Origin of the sequence: Acidovorax sp. JHL-9, from assembly GCF_000426205.1 — a bacterium.
Taxonomy (GTDB): domain Bacteria; phylum Pseudomonadota; class Gammaproteobacteria; order Burkholderiales; family Burkholderiaceae_C; genus Acidovorax; species Acidovorax soli.
Window position 1 is genome coordinate 1 of the sequence record NZ_AUEX01000015.1, and the last position, 16,666, is coordinate 16,666.

Consider the following 16,666-nt stretch of genomic DNA (forward strand, 5'->3'; position numbering starts at 1 on the left):
GTGGATAGCCGGGCTATCCACTGCGCACCGCGCCTTGCATCCCATCGCGCAAAGACCGCTGCGCGACCCCTGGGAGATCGTCAACAGGCTCTCAGTGGCATGTTTCGCAAGCTGCCATGCGCTCCAGCTCGGCGCAGACATCGGCCATACGGCCCGAAATGACCATGCGCCCGACCTCCGAGCGGGATGCCGGATGCAGAACGCGCACAGGGCGCCGGGTGCCTCGACGGCTTGCGGCGCCCGGTCCGGTGGTGGCGCAAGACGCACTGTGCATGCGAGCCGCGGGCTGACAGCCCGCACTGCCTGCCGCCGAACCTGCCACCTCTGGGACGATGATGCTGGCCACCGTGCGGGACGAAAGCCCTTCGTGGCGCACGCAGGCTGTGCAAGCCGCGTGCGCAGGGCTGTGCGCAGGCATGCAGCGCCTGGGATGAAACCACTGCGCGACGGCGTGAATCGGTTGAGATAGTGCAGAGAGTGCGAACAAGGCAAGTCCCATGTGAAAACTCCATGTATCAGGGGTTGAGCACAGGCAGGATTGCAGGGAATGCACGCTCTCAGGGCTGGAAAACCCGCCAGGGTTTGCCAAACGCCCGCCACCTGAGGCGCGCAACAGAGAACGGAATTACATGAGCATGGTGTTGCGAATCAAGCCCACGGCCAGGCCTTCAATCGCGAAAACCTCGCCTGGCTGAACCACAATCACGGGGTAATCGGGGTTTTCGGGCAGCAGCTCAATGGTGCTGGCCGTGCGACGCAGGCGTTTGACGGTGACATCGTCACCCAGCCTGGCCACCACGATCTGGCCGTTGCGGGCTTCCTGGGTGGACTGCACGGCCAGCAGGTCGCCGTCCATGATGCCGGCATCGCGCATGGACATGCCGCGCACCTTGAGCAGGTAATCGGGCTTGTGCTGGAAGAGGCTGTTTTCCACGCTGTAGGTCTGGTCCACATGCTCCTGCGCGAGAATGGGCGAACCCGCAGCCACACGGCCAATGAGGGGCAAGACCAGCTGCGACAATCCCGGGATAGGCAGGCTGAACTGGGTGCCGCGCGCCGCATTGATGGAGCGCACTGTGTCGCCACGCAAGCGGATGCCGCGGGACGTGCCGCTGACCAGTTCGATGACACCTTTGCGGGCAAGGGCCTGTAGGTGCTCTTCTGCGGCGTTGGCCGACTTGAAGCCCAGCTCGGTGGCGATTTCTGCCCTGGTGGGGGGAGCGCCGGTGCGGGAGATAGCCACCTGGATCAGGTCCAGGATTTGTTGCTGGCGGGCCGTGAGCTTGGGATTGTCGAGCATGGTGTTTCCAGTGCGTGCCACGTTGGTGGTGATAACTGTGTATTAATCCAGTCACTGTATTTTTCACCAGTTTTTCAAAGGATGCAAGTGAACAGGCAAAAAATTGTGGTGTTGGGAACCGGTGGAACCATTGCTGGCACTTCTGCTACCCGGGGTGACAACATTGGTTACACCGCTGCGCAGGTGGGGGTTGAGCAGTTGCTGCATGGGGTGCCCGGTTTGCAGGCAGTGGCCTGCGGGGAGTTGGTGGCCGAGCAGCTTGCACAGCTGGACAGCAAAGACATGGAGTTCAGCGTGTGGCAGGCGCTGGCAGAGCGTTGCGCCAGCGCGCTGGCCGATCCCGAGGTGCGCGGCGTGATCATCATCCATGGCACGGATACGCTGGAAGAGACCGCCTGGTTCTTGCACTCGGTGCTGGATGCCCGCAAGCCCGTGGTGTTGACCTGCGCGATGCGGCCCGCCACGGCCTTGGCGCCTGACGGCCCGCAGAACCTGCTCGATGCCGTCGCGGTGGCGATGACTGCGCGGGCCCGGGGCGTCATGGTGGTGGCGGCCGGCGTGGTGCATGGCGCGCACCGTGTGCAGAAGGTACATCCCTACCGGGTGGATGCATTCAGCTCGGGCGAGGCTGGCCCGCTGGGCTGGGTGGAGGAGGGGGCGGTGCGTTTGGTGCAGGATTGGCCGTTGGGGCAATCAAAGTCAGCGCAAATTGCTATTGAAAAGATAGTTGATTGCGTGCAATGGCCGCGTGTCGAGGTGGTGATGAGCTACGCTGGCGCCACGGGCGCGCTGGTGGACGCGCTGGTGCGCGACGGCGTGCAGGGCATCGTGGTGGCCGCCACGGGCAATGGCACGCTTCACCATGTGCTGGAATCAGCGCTGTTGCGCGCGCAGGCGGCTGGTGTGAAAGTAGTGCGTTCCACGCGCTGCCCGGAAGGCCAGGTATTGCCCAAGCCCGGCGATGCGCTACCCGATTCCGGGGGCCTGTCCCCGGTGAAGGCACGCATCTCGCTGATGCTGGACCTGCTGCCGTGACCACTGAGCGGCAGTGCCGCACCGGATGCCCAGCCGGTGCGGAGCGCGAGCGGAGGTTCAGCTCGCCAGAGCCTGCATTGCGCGTGCCGTGATTTCTTCGACGCTGCCCGTGCCACTGATGGCGCGGTATTTGGGGGCGGCGCCGGGTTCAGCCTGGGCCCAGTGGCTGTAGTAGTCCACCAGCGGGCGGGTCTGGTCACTGTAGACCTGCAGGCGTTTCTTGACGGTTTCTTCCTTGTCATCTTCGCGCTGGATCAGGTCTTCACCGGTCACGTCGTCCTTGCCTTCGACCTTGGGCGGATTGAACTTGACGTGGTAGGTGCGGCCGCTGGCGGGGTGAGAGCGGCGGCCGCTCATGCGCTCGATGATGGCGTCGAATGGCACATCGATTTCGAGCACGTAGTCGAGCTTGACGCCTGCGGCCTTCATGGCGTCGGCCTGGGGGATGGTGCGGGGGAAGCCGTCAAACAGGAAACCCTGGGCGCAGTCGGGTTGCGTGATGCGTTCCTTGACGAGGCCGATGATGATGTCGTCGCTGACCAGGGCGCCCGAGTCCATCACGGCCTTGGCCTGCAGGCCCAGCGGCGTGCCAGCCTTGACGGCTGCGCGCAGCATGTCGCCGGTGGAGATTTGCGGGATGCCGTATTTCTGGCAGATGAACGTGGCTTGCGTGCCCTTTCCGGCACCGGGGGCGCCCAGCAAAATCAGTCTCATGGAAATCCTCGAAGGTTAGAAATCGGCTGGCACGGCTGGCAGTAGGCGCAATGAGGGCCCAAGACGCAGTGCTTTCTTTGCGGGCAAGGATAGCATGTGCATACCTTGCCCTGGCTTACTGCAGCGCCCCCAATCAGTGGCGGCGCGCGGGGGTTCAGGCCAGCAGCGCCCGTACCCGGTCCAGGTCGGCGGGCGTGTCCACGCCCGGGCCGGGAGCCTGCGCCGCAATGTGCACGGCAATGCGGTGGCCATGCCACAGGGCGCGTAACTGTTCCAGCGCCTCCACCGTTTCGGTGGGCGCCTGGGCCAGGCCAGGAAACTGCCGCAAAAATCCGGCCCGATAGCTGTAGATGCCGATATGGCGCAGCGGTGCGAACCCGTTCAGGGCCGCCACGCCCGGTGCGGCCCGGGCTGCAGCGCCTTGCCACCAGGACTGGCCCGAGTGGTCGCGGGCGTGTGGAATCGGTGCCCGGCTGAAATAGTGGGCCAGGCCCCGCGCGTCCAGCACGACCTTGACGATGTTGGGGTTCTCGTAATCGGCCAGGGTGTGGATGGCGTGGGCTGCCGTGCCCATGCTGGCTTCGGTGCGGGCGGGCAGCAGGGCCGCCACGGCGTCGATGAGCGCGGGGTCCATCAGGGGCTCGTCGCCCTGTACATTGACCACCACGGCGTCGCCGTCCAGCCCGAGCTGGGTGCAGGCTTCTGCCAGCCGGTCGCTGCCGCTGGCGTGGTCGGTGCGCGTGAGCAGGGCCTGCACCCCGTGGGCCTGGCAGGCCTGCAGGATGCGCGGGTCGTCGGCCGCCACCACCACGCGGGCTGCAGCGCTTTGCGCAGCGCGGCGGGCCACATGCACCACCATGGGCAGGCCGGCGATATCGGCCAGGGGCTTGTCGGGCAAACGGCTCGAGGCCATGCGTGCCGGAATCAGCACCGTGAAGCCGGTGGCCGTGGCGGGGCTCACGCCTCCAGTTCCTCGTCGGTCAGGGTGCGTGCCTCGTTTTCGAGCAGCACGGGAATGCCGTCGCGCACGGGGTAGGCCAGGCGGGCGCTGCGCGACACCAGTTCCTGGCGCTCGCGGTCATAGGTCAACGGACCTTTGGTGACAGGGCAGACCAGCAATTCAAGCAGTTTGGGATCCATGGCGGCGTTTTCCGGAAATCAGGCAGAGGGGGATGATAGCGGCGCGGTCCGCCACGCCGACAGTCGGGCATCGAGGGCGGCCATGAAGGCGGGATCGATCCAAAGCTCCAGCGGCACCGCCAGCGCATCGGGGTGCAAAGGCCAGAGCTTGACGGCGTCTTTTTCCGTGCAAATCAGTGCCAAGTGCTTATCTGTCAAGCGTTTCCAGCCATTGAAATCATCGTGATCTGGCAGGGCTTCGGCACCTGCCAGCTGGAGGCCTTGCGCCCGCAGCATGGCAAAGAATTCTTCGGGCCGCGCGACTGCCGCCACCGCATGCACCGGGCCGCCACGCAGGGATGCCAGCGGCACCTGTTGGCCGTCCGAGCGCAGGGCATGGGGCGCCAATCTGCGCTGCAGTGCAAAACTCGGCGCGGGCCCGGCAGGGGCCTGGCCGGCGTGCAGCACCCAGTCCACCTGCCTTGGCCAGGGTTCGCGCAAGGGGCCGGCGGGCAGTAAAAAGCCGTTGCCCAGGCTGTCATTATTGAAGACGCAGATCTCCAGGTCACGCACCAGGGCCAGGTGCTGCAGGCCGTCGTCGCACACCAGAATGTCGGTGCCGGGGTGGGCGGCGAGCAACGCACGCGCCGCCGTGATGCGCTGGGGCGCCACGAACACGGGCGCGGTGGTGGCGCGGGCCATCAGGGCAGGTTCATCCCCCACTTCCAGGGCCGGGCTGTCGGGGTGTACCGCGCGGCAGTCGCGGGTGATGCGGCCGTAGCCGCGCGAGATCACGCCCGGCTGCCAGCCCTGTGCCTGCAGATGCCGCACCAGGGCAATCACCACGGGGGTCTTGCCGGCGCCGCCGGCAATCACGTTGCCGACCACGACGACCGGTACGCCCGGGTGTTCGCTGCGCAGCACATGCAGTCGGTACAACGCGCGCCGCAGTGCCACCAGCGCGCCGTAGGCCAGGGACAGTGGCCACAAGGCCCAGGCGGCAGGCCCGCGCGAGCGCCAGATGCGTGCCAGCCCCGTGGACTGCAGGCCGCCAGCGGCCGGGTTGACCACGGGGGAAGGCGGGGAGGGCGGCTGCGGCCCGGCGGCAGCCATGGTGGCTAGCGGCCGTTGCCTGCGCGCGCGCCCGCCGACGACTGCGTGGCAAACGTGATCTGGCTCAGGCCCACGCGCCGCGCGGCCTCCATCACGGTGACTACCGCCTGGTGGGGCGCCGTGGCATCTGCACTGATGATGACCACGCTGTCGCGGCCGGCGCTGGCCGCCTGGCCCAGTGCGCGGGCCACCGCATCCACGCCCTTGCCGTCGACGGCGGCCTTGTTGACGGCATAGCGTCCGTCGGCCGCCACGGCCACGATCACTTCCTTGGGATGGTCGCGCTGCTGCTCGGCGTCGGCCACGGGCAGCGTCAGCTGCAGCTCGGTGAACTTGCTGTAGGTGGTGGTCAGCATCATGAAGATGAGGATCACCAGCAGCACATCGATGAACGGGATCAGGTTGATCTCGGGCTCATCCTTGGGACGGGGGCGAAAGTTCATGCGCTCAGTCTTTCCGGCACCGCGGGGCGCTCATTTCGTTTTGCGCAGCCGCAGGATGTGGCGCACAAACTGCTCGGAGGCCAGCTCCAGCGTGAGCAGGTAGGCGTCCACGCGGCTGCGGAAATAGCGCCAGAAGATCAGCGCCGGAATCGCCACGATCAGGCCGAATGCCGTGTTGTACAGCGCAACCGAGATGCCATGCGCCAGCTGCGCCGGGTTGCCGCCGCCCATGGCCTGGCTGGCACCGCCGGTGCCCACCTGCGAGCCAAAAATCTCGATCATGCCGATCACGGTACCCAGCAGGCCCAGCAGCGGGGCTGCCGAGGCGATGGTTGCCAGGGCATTGAGGTATTTTTCGAGCCGGTGCGCCACGGTGCGCCCGGCGCCCTCCATGGTGGCGCGCAAATCGGCCTCGGTGCACAGGGGGTTGTTGTTGAAGGCGCGCAGGCCGCTGGCCAGCACCTCGCCCAGCGCGGAGTTCTGGGCCAGCTGGTTCACCACATCGGGCGTGGGAACGGCCTTGGCCGAGACGGTGATGGCTTCGTCCAGCAGTTTTGGCGGGGCGACACGCGCGGTTTTCAGGGCCACGAAGCGCTCGAAAATCAGCGCCAATGCCAGGACAGAGCAGGTGATCAGTGGCCAGATGGGCCAGCCTGCGGCTTGTATGATGGACAGCAATTCTCTCTCCGCTCGGATGAAGGCAAGCGGCGATTATGGCCCAGCTCGCCAGGCCTTTCACGACGCAAAAAGTTACACAAAGTTGCGTAGTGCAGGCCGTTCTCTCACCCACAAAATCTGTGGATAACTTTGTGGGCAACTGGGCTTGCGGCGCTCGCAAAGCGGCGCCACGCCGTGAATTCAACAGATTGATGAAAAATTGATCAGTGAAAAATCGTTATAAATCAATAAGTTGCGCGTGTTTTCGTGTTTTCCTGCGGGTTTTGATCCCAGGGGATGCAGTGTCTGCTGCTCGCTCCGCGCTGTGGAGTAGTCACTGGGCGCATCGCCTGCAAACGCTGGTCCTGTCTCATGCCTGAGCCCACCAGTCTTGTAACTGCGCCACGAATCTGGGAAGTTGGTGCGCTGTGCCGCGCCATTGCTGATGCGCTGGAGGCGCGATTCAACCCGGTGGCGGTGCGCGGCGAGATCACGGGCTTTTCGCGCGCATCCAGCGGGCATTGCTACTTCTCGGTGAAAGATGCGAACGGCCAGTTGCGTTGCGCGATGTTCCGCCGCTCGGCCAGCCTGCTTGACTTTTCGCCGCGCGATGGCGAGCTGGTGGAGCTGCGCGGGCGCATTGGCGTGTATGAAGCCCGGGGCGATCTGCAGTTCATCGTCGAGAGCATGCAGCGCGCAGGCCAGGGCGCGCTGTTCGAGCAGTTTTTGCGGCTCAAGGCGCAGCTGGAGGTTGAAGGCCTTTTTGATGCTGCGCGCAAGCGGCTTCTGCCGCTGCAGCCGCGGGCCATTGGCCTGGTCACGTCGCCGGGTGCGGCCGCGCTGCACGATGTGGTGACGGCGCTGCGCCGGCGGGTGCCGCATATTCCGGTGGTACTGGTGCCGGCGCTGGTGCAGGGCGCGGCGGCCCCGCGGTCCATCGCCAAGGCGCTATCAGAACTGTATCAACTGGCGAAGGCAGGGCAAGCGCCCGGGGCCGATTTGACCCTCAATCCAGCCATTGATGTAATCCTGCTGGTGCGCGGTGGCGGCTCCATGGAAGACCTGTGGGCCTTCAACGACGAGCAGCTTGCGCGCACCATCGTGCAAAGCCCGGTGCCACTGGTGAGCGGCGTGGGCCACGAAACCGACTTCACCATCGCCGACTTCTGCGCCGACCTGCGCGCGCCCACGCCCACGGCCGCGGCCGAGCTGGTGGCCCAGCCGCGCGAGGTGTGGCTGGGAGCGCTGGGCTTGCTGGCCGGCCGGCTGGCCGATGGCGCGCAGCGCCAGCTCGACACCCGCCACCAGCGGCTGGACCAGGCCGCCGCGCGCCTGGGCCGGCCCTCGGGCCTCGTGGCCCGGCAGCAGATGCAGCTGGCGCGCCTGGCCCAGCGCATGCGCCATGGATCGCTATTGAAAATGCAGCAACTGGCACATGCGCAGCAGACGCAGGAGGTCGATCTGCCTTCAGCATTGCACCGGCGGCTCGCGCTGCAGGCCGAGCGCCTGGACCGTGCGGCCCTGCGGCTGCAGCTGCTCGATCCGCGCCTGGTGCTGCAGCGGGGCTATGCGTTGCTGACCGACACTACCGGCCAGGCCGTCACCAGCGTGCGCCAGGCGCAGCCGGGCGACGCCCTGCGCGCCACGCTGGCCGATGGCGCGGTGGATGTCACCGTGGTGCAGCCGCGCCTGCTGTAGGACAAATCCACCTTTCTCGCGCAACGGCGGGTGTTCTCGCGCAGCCCGCAGCACAGGTCGATTGTTCTTCCTACAATGCCTGCTTGCCCCGCGCCCGACCGCATTGCTGCGCAAGCACTGCGGATGGGTATCCAGAATTTCAAACCACGAGGAAACACCATGGAACACACCCTTCCCCCGCTGCCCTACGCGATTGACGCCCTGGCCCCGCACTACAGCCAGGAAACGCTGGAATACCACCACGGCAAGCACCACAACGCCTATGTGGTGAACCTCAACAACCTGCAAAAGGGCACCGAGTTTGAAGCCATGACGCTCGAAGAGATCGTCAAGAAATCCAGCGGCGGCATCTACAACAACGCCGCCCAGATCTGGAACCACACCTTCTTCTGGAGCTGCATGGCTCCCCAGGGCGGTGGCGAGCCCACGGGCGCACTGGCTGCGGCCATCCAGGCCAAGTTCGGCTCTTATGCGGCTTTCAAAGAAGCCTTCGTGAAGTCGGCCGTGGGCAACTTCGGCTCGGGCTGGACCTGGCTGGTGAAGAAGGCCGATGGCAGCGTGGACATCGTCAACACCGGCGCCGCCGGCACGCCGCTGACCACGGCCGACAAGGCCCTGCTGACGGTGGACGTGTGGGAACACGCCTACTACATCGACTACCGCAACCAGCGCCCCAAGTTTGTGGAAACCTTCCTGGACAAACTGGTGAACTGGAAGTTCGCCGAAGCCAACTTCGCCTGAAGCAGGCAGCAGGGGCGGGCGCTTCACCCGCTTTGCCTGTCAAACCAGAACGGCCCTTGCGGGCCGTTTTGTGCTTTTGGGGCTGCAGCGCTTTGCAGGCAAGCGCTGGAAGCTCCATTAAAAATAGCTCAACATGGCGCATCAACGCCGCGCAAACGGAGCACCGCCGAGCCTGAAACCGGCCTTGATGCCCTTTTTGCCGAACCATCCCTGGTTCATCTCCAGCACGTAGCGCACGGGCTTTGCCGAGCAATGCGAATCGGTGGTCTGGGGTTTCATGTCGGCCAGATTGACGATGGTGCCGTCATCGGCCACAAAGGCCGCAGTCAGCGGCAGCAAGGTGTTCTTCATCCAGAAGCATTGCACGCCGGGCTGCTCGAAGATGAACAACATGCCTTCCTGAGCGGGCATCTCCCTGCGGTGCATCAGGCCGGTCTGGCGCTGTTGCGGCGTTTGCGCCACCTGGGCATCGATGCGGTGCATGCCGGCCGTGAGCTCGACGCGCTGCAGCGCCAGTTGTGGCCTGTCCTGGGCGGTTGATGCGGTGGCCCACAACGCCATCATGCACACCCCCAGGGCGGTCAACGCGGTGGCGACGGGGCCAGGAATGCGGCGTGCGGCGTGGTGGCGGGCAGAAAGTGTGGTTGTCATGGAGCGATGTGGAACGATGGCAGACAGGTGAACGGTAGCAGAGGCGGGCGCAGACCGGAAACAGAAACAGCAACGCCCGCGAATGCGGGCGATTTTGAAGCCACTGGGGCCGCCATCGGAGGCAGGCCCGCGCCACCGTGATCAGGCGGCTTTCTTGGCGACCTTCCTGGTTTTCTTGGCGGCCACTTTCTTGTGCTTGGCCGTGGCAGGTGCCGGGGCTGCTGCAGGCGCAGGCGCTGCCATCGGAGCAGGCGCGGGAGCGGGGGCGGGTGCAGCGGCTGGGGCTTGTGCAAAAGCACCTGCAGCGAACAGACCAGCCATCAGGACAGCGAGTAGTTTTTTCATATGTGCCATTTCCTTGACGAATCGTCGGGGTGAATGCTTCGCGAACCGCCGCGAAGCTCCACCTGCAACGGTGGCCGGGAGCGCGGCGTTGACAGGGAAACCGGCATGGCAGGGCCCATTGGATCAAAAAATTGGTCAAATTGCGTGCTTTCATTTCGCATCGTGATATTCGATTGCAAAAAAGCCGGGTCGGGCCGGATGCAAGAAAGCACAATGGCGGGGTTCGATCACTGCTACCGGCTGGGCCACCATCCGGTGGTTTTTTTCAGCCATTTCTTGAGACATAAGCGATGAGTACCCAGCAACCCACCATCATCTACACCCTGACCGACGAGGCGCCGCGCCTGGCCACCGCTTCTTTCCTGCCGATCGTGCGCACCTTTGCCGCGCCTGCGGGCATCAACGTGGTCGAGAGCGACATTTCGGTGGCGGCCCGCGTGCTGGGTGAGTTCCCCGAATGCCTGAGCGACGAACAGAAGGTGCCGAACACGCTGGCCGCGCTGGGCAAGAAGACCCTGGAGCCCGACGCCAACATCATCAAGCTGCCCAACATCAGTGCCTCGGTGGGCCAGCTGATCGCCTGCATCAAGGAACTGCAGGGCAAGGGCTATGCGCTGCCAGACTTTCCCGAAGACCCCAAGTCCGACGAAGAAAAGGCGATCCGTGCGCGCTATGCCAAGTGCATCGGTAGCGCCGTAAACCCCGTGCTGCGTGAAGGCAATTCCGACCGCCGCGCACCCAGGGCCGTCAAGGAATACGCACGCAAGAACCCGCACAGCATGGCCGAGTGGAGCCAGGCTTCGCGCTCGCATGTCTCGCACATGCACCGTGGGGATTTCTACCATGGTGAAAAGTCGCTCACGCTGGACAAGGCCCGCGACGTGAAGATGGAGCTGATCACCAAGACCGGCAAGACCATCCTGCTCAAGCCCAAGGTGTCGCTGCTCGACCGCGAGATCATCGACAGCATGTTCATGAGCAAGAAGGCGTTGCTGGAGTTCTACGAAAAGGAAATCGAAGACGCGCGCAAGACCGGCGTGATGTTCTCGCTGCACGTCAAGGCCACGATGATGAAGGTCTCGCACCCCATCGTGTTCGGCCACTGCGTGAAGATTTTCTACAAGGATGCGTTTGCCAAGCACGGCAAGCTGTTCGAAGAGCTGGGCGTGAACGTGAACAACGGCATGGCCAACCTCTACGAAAAAGTGGCCACCCTGCCCACGGCCCAGCGCGAAGAAGTGCTCAAAGACCTGCACGCCTGCCACGAAGGCCGCCCCGAGCTGGCCATGGTGGATTCGGCCAAGGGCATCACCAACTTCCACTCACCCAACGACATCATCGTGGACGCCTCCATGCCCGCCATGATCCGTAACGGTGGCAAGATGTGGGGCGCCGACGGCCGCCTCAAGGACGTGAAGGCCGTGATGCCCGAATCGACCTTTGCCCGCATCTACCAGGAGATGATCAACTTCTGCAAGTGGCACGGCGCGTTCGACCCCAAGACCATGGGTACGGTGCCCAACGTCGGCCTGATGGCTCAGCAGGCCGAGGAATACGGCTCGCATGACAAGACGTTCGAGATCAGCGAGGACGGCGTGGCCAACATCACCGACCTGGCCACCGGCGAAGTGCTGCTCTCGCAGAATGTGGAAGCCGGCGACATCTGGCGCATGTGCCAGGTCAAGGACGCCGCCATCCGCGACTGGGTCAAGCTGGCCGTGAACCGTGCCCGCAACTCCGGCATGCCCGTGGTGTTCTGGCTCGATGCTTACCGTCCGCACGAGGCCCAGCTGATCACCAAGGTCAAGATGTACCTGCACGAGCATGACATCTCCGGCCTGGACATCCAGATCATGAGCCAGGTGCGCGCCATGCGTTACACGCTGGAGCGCGTGATCCGCGGCCTGGACACCATCAGCGCCACCGGCAACATCCTGCGCGACTACCTCACCGACCTGTTCCCCATCATGGAACTGGGCACCAGCGCCAAGATGCTGTCCATCGTGCCGCTGATGGCCGGTGGCGGCATGTACGAAACCGGCGCCGGCGGCTCGGCGCCCAAGCATGTGCAGCAGCTGGTGGAGGAAAACCACCTGCGCTGGGACTCGCTGGGCGAGTTCCTGGCCCTGGCCGTGTCGCTGGAAGACTTGGGGCTGAAGACCGGCAACGCACAGGCCAAGGTGCTGGCCAAGACGCTGGATGCCGCCACCGGCAAGCTGCTGGACAACAACAAGAATCCCTCGCCCAAGACCGGCCAGCTCGACAACCGCGGCAGCCAGTTCTATCTGGCCCTGTACTGGGCGCAAGAGCTGGCCGCGCAGACCGACGACGCCGCGCTGGCAAAGCGTTTTGCCCCGCTGGCCGAGCAACTGGCTGCCAACGAGCAAAAGATCGTGGACGAGCTCAATGCCGTGCAGGGCAAGCCCGCCGATATCGGTGGCTACTACATGCCTGATCTGGCCAAGCTGGATGCCATCATGCGGCCCAGCCCGACCCTGAACGCGGTGCTTTCCGCCGCTGCCTGACAGACGCGTGGTGGGCCCCTGATACGGGGCCGCCACAACAGGTCAGCCAAAATGCCGCACTGCGGGCCCAGGCCTGCCGTGCGGCATTTTTTTGGGTGGGCACGCTTCGGGGGATCTGGCGGTGTCAATCCTGCGGGCGGCACGTGTGTACGGCTGCTCGCCGCAAGGTGGGGCCGGTAAAATTGCGGCGTTTCACGGATTTTTCAAACCCGCTTCAGTTCATTCCAACATCCCACTGGAGACTCCCGACATGACCAGCTACCAGCACATCCAGGTGCCTGCCGAAGGCCAGAAAATCACCGTCAACGCCGACATGACCCTTCATGTGCCGGACCAGCCCATCATTCCCTTCATCGAAGGCGACGGCACCGGCGCCGACATCACCCCCGTGATGCTCAAGGTGGTCGATGCCGCGGTGGCCAAGGCCTATGGCGGCAAGAAAAAGATCCACTGGATGGAAGTGTTTGCCGGTGAAAAATCCACCAAGGTGTACGGCCCTGATGTGTGGCTGCCCGAAGAAACCCTGCACGCCGTCAAGGACTACGTGGTCTCCATCAAGGGCCCGCTGACCACGCCCGTGGGCGGCGGCATCCGCTCGCTGAATGTGGCCCTGCGCCAGGAGCTCGACCTGTATGTCTGCCTGCGCCCCATCCAGTATTTCGACGGCGTGCCCTCGCCGCTGAAGGAGCCCCACAAGACCAACATGGTGATCTTTCGTGAAAACTCGGAAGACATCTATGCCGGCATCGAATTCGAAGCCGAATCCGACAAGGCCAAAAAGCTCATCAATTTCCTGCAGGACGAGATGGGCGTCAAGAAGATCCGCTTCCCCGCAACGTCCGGCATCGGGGTCAAGCCCGTTTCGCGCGAAGGCACCGAGCGCCTGGTGCGCAAGGCGCTCCAGTACGCCATCGACAACGACAAGCCCAGCGTGACCCTCGTGCACAAGGGCAACATCATGAAGTTCACCGAAGGGGGCTTTCGCGACTGGGGCTACGGCCTGGCGGCCAAGGAGTTTGGCGCCGAACTGATCGACGGCGGCCCCTGGATGAAGTTCAAGAGCCCCAAGACAGGCAAGGACATCGTCGTCAAGGACAGCATTGCCGACGCGTTCCTGCAGCAAATCCTGCTGCGCCCCGCTGAATACTCGGTGATCGCTACGCTCAACCTCAACGGCGACTACGTCTCCGACGCCCTGGCCGCGCAAGTGGGCGGCATCGGCATTGCTCCCGGCGCCAACCTGAGCGACACCATCGCCATGTTCGAAGCCACGCACGGCACGGCGCCCAAATATGCCGGCAAGGACTATGTGAACCCCGGCTCCGAAATCCTCTCGGCCGAGATGATGCTGCGCCACATGGGCTGGGTGGAAGCTGCCGACCTCATCATCAGTTCGATGAAGAAGTCGATTGCCAGCAAGAAGGTGACCTACGACTTCGCCCGCCTGATGGAAGGTGCCAAGCAGGTGAGCTGCTCGGGCTTCGGGCAGGTGATGATCGACCACATGTGAAGCGGTGTGCCAGCGTCTGCTGGCGCCTCAAGAAATGGAAAAACCCCGGTGCTGCCCTCAGCCCGGGGTTTTTTGCGTGTATCGGCCCTGCTGCGGCGTTTTACACCCAGCGCAAGGGCGGTGGAGTCTGGCACGCGCCGGGCTTGTCTTCGCGCAGCACCCGCGGCATGCGCGGGGCGTTCAGTTTTCGACGTACCAGGCGTCCTTCAAGGCGCTGACCGTGACCTCGGCCACCTCCGGTTGCGCGGCGAGCCAGGCTTGGGTGGCTTGGCGATCACCCTCGGTGGTGGAGCCGCGCAGGTAAGCCATCACGAAACCCTCGCGCACCCAGCCGGACGCTGCCAGGTTGCGGGGCAGGATCAACTCGGTCAGAAAGCGGTTCATCAGTGCCTCTTCCTGCTCGGGCGTCAGGGCCTGCTTCACCTTCAGCTCGTACTCGAAGCCGAGTTCCTGGAATTCGCCCACGCGCATCTTCTTGCGAAGGCGGCGGCTGCGTTGCTTGTTGGATGGAAGTGACATGGTGAATACTTGTGGAAGGTGAATGGGGCAATCGTGCCCGGCATTGTCGCCTGGAAGGCGTGTTGGGCCCGGACACGCGAGGGGCTTGTGCCGCCGGGCGTTAAATCCCCAGCACCTTGGCCACGTAATCTGCGTCCTTGTTGCCGCGACCCGAGAGGTTCACGAGGATGTGGGTGTCCTTGCCCAGCGTGGGCGCCATGCGCATGGCCCAGGCCATGGCATGGGCACTTTCCAGCGCGGGAATGATGCCCTCCACGCGCGAGAGCTGCATGAAGGCATCCAGGCATTCCTTGTCGGTCACCGATTCGTTTTCGCCGGGCTTGCGTCCCCGCATCGCCCCGCCACAGAATGGTCCATGCACCTGCAACCCTACGAAAGCGTGAACGGCGTGCCCTTTACCGCCACGCGCGACGATGTCATCCGTGTCCACGGCCAGCCGCGCAGCGAATTGCGCAACACCGTGGGCCTGACCGCGCTGGACTATGGCGATGTGGTTTACCGCTTTCAGGACAGCGGCCGGCTGGAAGAGGTGACGGCCCGCGCCGAGGTGCTGCACCTGGGCACCGTGGCCGTGTCTTTCCGCGACCTGGCCGCGTTCGTGCGATCGAGCGACAGCACAGCGTTTGAGCGCGCGGGGTTTCTGGTCAGTCCGCTGTATGGCATTGCCTTTGTGCCAGGGGAGCCTGGCTGGGCGACGGCGCTGGCGCGGCATTGTGTGGGGGAGTGGGAGTCCCTCAGGGTCTCGTAAGCGGTAACCCCCGACCGCGCGGGCACCGTGCGTCCCGGGTGCTTCTTGCCTGGACCAGAGCTTACGAACCCGTGTCTCACGTATTCTTGAAGGATGGGCTGTGCACCAGAGCCCAGTTTTCTCACATCAAAGGAGTTTTTATGGGCTGCATCCTTCAAGTGGATTTCCCCTACACCGGTCCGTGGGGACAGGAAATGGCAGCAGCCATGGACGGCCTCGCCCGGTCCATCGCCAATGAACCCGGGTTGGTCTGGAAGATCTGGACCGAGAACCAGGAATCCAATGAAGCCGGTGGTGTCTATTGCTTCAAGGATTTCCAGAGTGCACAGGCCTATTTGACGATGCACACTGCTCGGCTGAAGAGTTTTGGAATCCCTCAGGTGAACGGGAAGATTTTTGGTGTGAATGAACCCTTGTCCAGGATCGACCGCGCGCCACTTTGAAAAGTACCAAAGGCAGCTGGCGACCAAGGGCGTGCATTGGCGCAATGTTGAATCGGACACTCAATACAGAGACCATCGGCTGCTGGAACGGCAGCCGGGTAAAGCGGCTGATTGGACCTCACCCCATTTACTGTGCTCCTAAGAGGTGATCGACCATCCTCTTCGCCCATATCCTGGCAACAATCGACATGTGCTTGCGCATAATCTCGGGATCCCCGTACAGCTCCTTTAATGTTGCCAGTGATTGATCATCACTTTCCGTTGAAATCTCTTTGATCCAGACCATCTTGTCTCCTGGACCAGCCATCGTTGCCCTGGCGTTCAGGAGGGTGCGGTAATTTCTGGAAAATGGATTGAATGTATGTTCAACTCCGTACATCAATACAACGAACCTGATCGTGGCATCAGCATCAATGGGTGACTTGATCACTGAAAATTGATTTCGGGATTCAAGCTCGATGGTAAACGCATCCACAAGCATTGCATCGATTCGAATTTTGTTCGCATCAAGGTATTCAACCGTTGCTTGTTCTTTGCTTCTGTCTGTTGATTTTTTGATTGCAACCAAACCTCCATATCCTTCGGCCAAGCTATCCGAGCGTGTCCAGACGCGGGGTGTCTGTGGAAGCGCTACGTTGTGATCAATGTAGACTGTGCGAATGGCTTTCTTATCCTGAGCATTCAGCGCATGGTCTGGTCGGGGTGTAAATGGGGTTGTCCACTTCGGAGCCTCTCCCGGTGGTTCTGGTTCGATTCCAGACCAAGCCCCGCTGGCACCGCAATAGCAACCGCATCTGACTGACCAATTGGAGCACGGTGCTCCAGTCGGCGTTGCACAGCCAGCCAAAATCACCGCTCCCGCTAGTACGAGCGAGCGAAGCCTGCTTGGCGCTTGGTATAAATCAAACTTCTTTGCCATTTTGCATTGCGGTCGTACCGCGAGCTTGTGCTTGAGGGGCACTGTAGCCTGTACAGGGCGGGCTTGTCCAAGATGTGCATGCACAGTGCGAAAAAGTCGCACAACATGGGGGTGAGAAGCCGTCAGAGCGCAGAGGGCGGAGAGTGCAGTTTGTAAACGCTTCAGTTAGTCGAGGATTTGGCCGCC

18 protein-coding genes and 1 pseudogene are annotated in these 16,666 nt (G+C 63.5%); 7 read left to right on the forward strand and 12 right to left on the reverse strand.

Annotated features, from left to right (window positions below; genetic code table 11):
- Positions 1-625: 625 nt before the first annotated feature.
- Complete coding sequence (gene lexA / locus K225_RS0111210; RefSeq protein WP_026436497.1) at positions 626-1,300, reverse strand: transcriptional repressor LexA; 675 nt, start codon at positions 1,298-1,300, stop codon at positions 626-628.
- Between the two features lie 81 nt (positions 1,301-1,381).
- Here lexA and K225_RS0111215 point away from each other — a divergent pair, with 81 nt between their 5' ends.
- Complete coding sequence (locus tag K225_RS0111215; RefSeq protein WP_026436498.1) at positions 1,382-2,335, forward strand: asparaginase; 954 nt, start codon at positions 1,382-1,384, stop codon at positions 2,333-2,335.
- A 57-nt stretch (positions 2,336-2,392) separates the two neighbouring features.
- On the opposite strand, the gene adk is transcribed toward K225_RS0111215, so the two are convergent.
- The 6 genes from adk to K225_RS0111245 form a co-directional block, all read right to left on the reverse strand.
- Entirely contained in the window at positions 2,393-3,049 is a 657-nt protein-coding gene (gene adk / locus K225_RS0111220) for an adenylate kinase (RefSeq protein ID WP_026436499.1), read from the reverse strand.
- A gap of 154 nt (positions 3,050-3,203) precedes the next feature.
- Positions 3,204-4,010: a 3-deoxy-manno-octulosonate cytidylyltransferase gene (gene kdsB / locus K225_RS0111225; protein ID WP_026436500.1), complete on the reverse strand. Its 807-nt coding sequence runs from the start codon at positions 4,008-4,010 to the stop codon at positions 3,204-3,206.
- A complete protein-coding gene (locus K225_RS0111230) occupies positions 4,007-4,189 on the reverse strand; it encodes a Trm112 family protein (protein WP_026436501.1) in 183 nt (60 codons plus the stop codon). The genes kdsB and K225_RS0111230 overlap by 4 nt, the downstream gene beginning before the upstream one ends.
- An 18-nt stretch (positions 4,190-4,207) precedes the next feature.
- Positions 4,208-5,281 carry a tetraacyldisaccharide 4'-kinase gene (gene lpxK / locus K225_RS0111235; RefSeq protein WP_081679663.1) on the reverse strand — a complete coding sequence of 358 codons (1,074 nt, stop codon included), beginning with the start codon at positions 5,279-5,281 and terminating at the stop codon, positions 4,208-4,210.
- Between the two features lie 5 nt (positions 5,282-5,286).
- Positions 5,287-5,724 (reverse strand): biopolymer transporter ExbD, encoded by a 438-nt coding sequence (locus K225_RS0111240; protein WP_026436503.1) that lies wholly within the window; start codon positions 5,722-5,724, stop codon positions 5,287-5,289.
- A 30-nt stretch (positions 5,725-5,754) separates the two neighbouring features.
- Positions 5,755-6,402, reverse strand: coding sequence for a MotA/TolQ/ExbB proton channel family protein (locus K225_RS0111245; RefSeq protein ID WP_026436504.1), 648 nt, complete (start codon positions 6,400-6,402; stop codon positions 5,755-5,757).
- 351 nt (positions 6,403-6,753) lie between these two features.
- Between K225_RS0111245 and xseA the strand changes: the two genes are divergently transcribed.
- On the forward strand, positions 6,754-8,079 hold the full coding sequence (gene xseA / locus K225_RS0111250; RefSeq protein ID WP_026436505.1) for an exodeoxyribonuclease VII large subunit: 1,326 nt from the start codon (positions 6,754-6,756) through the stop codon (positions 8,077-8,079).
- Positions 8,080-8,238: 159 nt separating this feature from the next.
- Positions 8,239-8,820, forward strand: a complete 582-nt coding sequence (locus tag K225_RS0111255; RefSeq protein ID WP_026436506.1) for a superoxide dismutase — start codon at positions 8,239-8,241, stop codon at positions 8,818-8,820.
- Between the two features lie 141 nt (positions 8,821-8,961).
- Here K225_RS0111255 and K225_RS0111260 read toward each other — a convergent pair whose 3' ends face one another.
- Together K225_RS0111260 and K225_RS21695 are read right to left on the reverse strand one after the other, a co-directional pair.
- Positions 8,962-9,471: a DUF192 domain-containing protein gene (locus K225_RS0111260; protein ID WP_026436507.1), complete on the reverse strand. Its 510-nt coding sequence runs from the start codon at positions 9,469-9,471 to the stop codon at positions 8,962-8,964.
- A 141-nt stretch (positions 9,472-9,612) separates the two neighbouring features.
- The gene (locus K225_RS21695; RefSeq protein ID WP_081679664.1) at positions 9,613-9,816 is read right to left on the reverse strand and encodes a hypothetical protein; all 204 of its coding nucleotides are present in this window, start codon (positions 9,814-9,816) and stop codon (positions 9,613-9,615) included.
- 290 nt (positions 9,817-10,106) lie between these two features.
- Between K225_RS21695 and K225_RS0111270 the strand changes: the two genes are divergently transcribed.
- Together K225_RS0111270 and icd are read left to right on the forward strand one after the other, a co-directional pair.
- Complete coding sequence (locus tag K225_RS0111270) at positions 10,107-12,341, forward strand: NADP-dependent isocitrate dehydrogenase (RefSeq protein ID WP_026436508.1); 2,235 nt, start codon at positions 10,107-10,109, stop codon at positions 12,339-12,341.
- A gap of 250 nt (positions 12,342-12,591) precedes the next feature.
- Entirely contained in the window at positions 12,592-13,851 is a 1,260-nt protein-coding gene (gene icd, locus K225_RS0111275) for an NADP-dependent isocitrate dehydrogenase (RefSeq protein ID WP_026436509.1), read from the forward strand.
- Between the two features lie 180 nt (positions 13,852-14,031).
- Here the strand turns inward: icd and K225_RS0111280 are convergent, their stop codons facing one another.
- Entirely contained in the window at positions 14,032-14,370 is a 339-nt protein-coding gene (locus K225_RS0111280; protein ID WP_026436510.1) for a YggL family protein, read from the reverse strand.
- A 100-nt stretch (positions 14,371-14,470) separates the two neighbouring features.
- Positions 14,471-14,677 (reverse strand): annotated as a pseudogene (locus tag K225_RS22385) (tryptophan synthase subunit beta); the annotation flags it as partial.
- Between the two features lie 48 nt (positions 14,678-14,725).
- On the opposite strand from K225_RS22385, the gene K225_RS22390 reads away from it, so the two are divergent.
- Together K225_RS22390 and K225_RS0111295 are read left to right on the forward strand one after the other, a co-directional pair.
- A complete protein-coding gene (locus K225_RS22390) occupies positions 14,726-15,118 on the forward strand; it encodes a hypothetical protein (protein ID WP_026436512.1) in 393 nt (130 codons plus the stop codon).
- 140 nt (positions 15,119-15,258) lie between these two features.
- Entirely contained in the window at positions 15,259-15,561 is a 303-nt protein-coding gene (locus tag K225_RS0111295; protein WP_026436513.1) for a monooxygenase, read from the forward strand.
- Positions 15,562-15,688: 127 nt separating this feature from the next.
- On the opposite strand, the gene K225_RS22185 is transcribed toward K225_RS0111295, so the two are convergent.
- Positions 15,689-16,480: a hypothetical protein gene (locus tag K225_RS22185; protein WP_155885256.1), complete on the reverse strand. Its 792-nt coding sequence runs from the start codon at positions 16,478-16,480 to the stop codon at positions 15,689-15,691.
- Positions 16,481-16,666 lie beyond the last annotated feature (186 nt).